The 1,676-nt window shown below is 48.0% G+C and carries 2 protein-coding genes and 1 pseudogene; all 3 read left to right on the top strand.

Features of this window, described 5'->3' with window-relative positions; all coding sequences use genetic code 11:
• A partial coding sequence (locus DZ54_RS0116805) for a bacteriophage T4 gp5 trimerisation domain-containing protein (RefSeq protein WP_420804869.1) occupies positions 1 to 672 on the top strand: 672 nt, incomplete at its 5' end.
• A complete protein-coding gene (locus tag DZ54_RS22880) occupies positions 669 to 1,466 on the top strand; it encodes a DUF4123 domain-containing protein (protein WP_037355140.1) in 798 nt (265 codons plus the stop codon). The genes DZ54_RS0116805 and DZ54_RS22880, both read left to right, overlap by 4 nt.
• Positions 1,467 to 1,544: 78 nt before the next feature.
• Positions 1,545 to 1,676: pseudogene (locus DZ54_RS24515) on the top strand (IS5/IS1182 family transposase); the annotation flags it as partial.

Raw genomic sequence — 1,676 nt, 5'->3', positions numbered from 1 at the left:
AGTGTATTTACACGCGCAAAAAGACTGGCACACCGAGGTAGAAACGACCGCGTGACCGAGATAGGTCATGACAACCACCATCAGGTACACAATGACCAATTTCATCGTGTGATGGGCAATGCCCACCACACCGTGGAGGGAGAGAGTCGCACCCGTATTGGTGGCAACCACTCTAATCTCGTCAAAGCCAGTGAGCACTACAAAGTCGGTAAGGTTCATACGGTGGAAGCAGGGAGTGACATTCACCTAAAAACGGGCGCGAAGTTGGTGATCGAAGCCGGTGCAGAAGTTACCTTAAGTGCCGGCGGTAGCTTTGTGAAAGTGGACGCTGCCGGCGTGCATGCTTCTGGTGCCTCAGTGAACCTAAACTCAGGCGGCAGCGCAGGCAGTGGCCCAGGCTTTAATGGGCAAATGGCGAAGCGTCCGAAAACTATCGACGCCTTAGCCGATCCCGAGGCCGCGCCGCTCCCCGATATTCAAGCGATTGATGTAATGACCACGTCAGAAACACAGCAAGGGGCACCGACGCTTATCGCTGTTCCAGCGACGGCGAGTCTTGTGCAACAGGTTATTGCCGACGTTAAATCTGAAACACCAATTACGCAAGCGTGCCTTAAACAACCTGACGGTAGTTGCCCTCTATCAGACTGCCCCTGTGGGAATAACGTATGAGCTTACATCTAGTATCCACACATGGTGATGAGCCGATAAACTGGTATGCGTTAGTGAGTGACTATGACGGCATGCATCAAGAGGTTTATGGGCTTATTGCTGGTCACAATATTGAACCACTTTATTTATCGACGCCGCTATCAGTGATGATAGAGCGTAGTCCACTTGTTATTCCTTTGAGAACGAATGACCCCATTGTCGATAAGCTATCCAAAGATAGGACTTTATACTTTTCTGCTCCAAACACGGTAGGGTTCGACGCTGTTCTCGCGCAGTTAAGAAATCGCCTTCAAGTGCAGTTTTCAGCAGCGCGAAAAGGGTTTTTACATTACTACGTACCGGCAGTAGCAAGCTATTTTTTGTTGCTCGCTGAACCAAGTGATACCGCTGATTGGCTCGGTACTCTCTCTGGCGCTTATGTTTACCAGAAGATACACAGTCGACAACCTGAGTGGGTGCATATCCTCGGAGCAAATACCGTAGAAGCATCGTCGTCATTGTGGCAGCTGACGGATTCACAGAAAGATGCATTGAACGAAAAGCACACAGAGCAAGAGATACAGCAATGGGCTCAAACGCAAGGCATTGACGTGTTTGACTGGCCGAAACAAAAAGCAGTTAGCCATTTTTGTGCAAAGCATCGAATAGAGAGCCAAGCGTTAATCAATAAGGTTCACTCTCTCCTACATGAAAATGCGATCAGTTTGGATGAAGCGTCGTTAACAATCGCACAAGGACAGACTGAAACGAGCATTGTGGAACAATTAGAGAAATGGGTGTCTAGGGCGTGTTGATCTTTCGTGATTGTTTTTTGAACGGCATGATAAGGCGTTATAATCTCTTTCGCCAAAAACAAACTGTAACGCCATACCATGCCGAGACTCATGCTAACTGATAAGCGGTGGCAAAAGCTACTTCAAGTAATGAAGAACACTGGCCGCATTTATAATAAATCTGAACATAGAATGACCTTTGAAGGGATCCTTTACCGCTTGCGAACAGGA

Origin of the sequence: Salinivibrio socompensis S35, assembly GCF_000513715.1 — a bacterium.
In the GTDB taxonomy this organism is placed as follows: domain Bacteria; phylum Pseudomonadota; class Gammaproteobacteria; order Enterobacterales; family Vibrionaceae; genus Salinivibrio; species Salinivibrio socompensis.
Note: the sequence above shows the minus strand (reverse complement) of the source record. Positions and strands in the feature narration are given on the sequence as shown.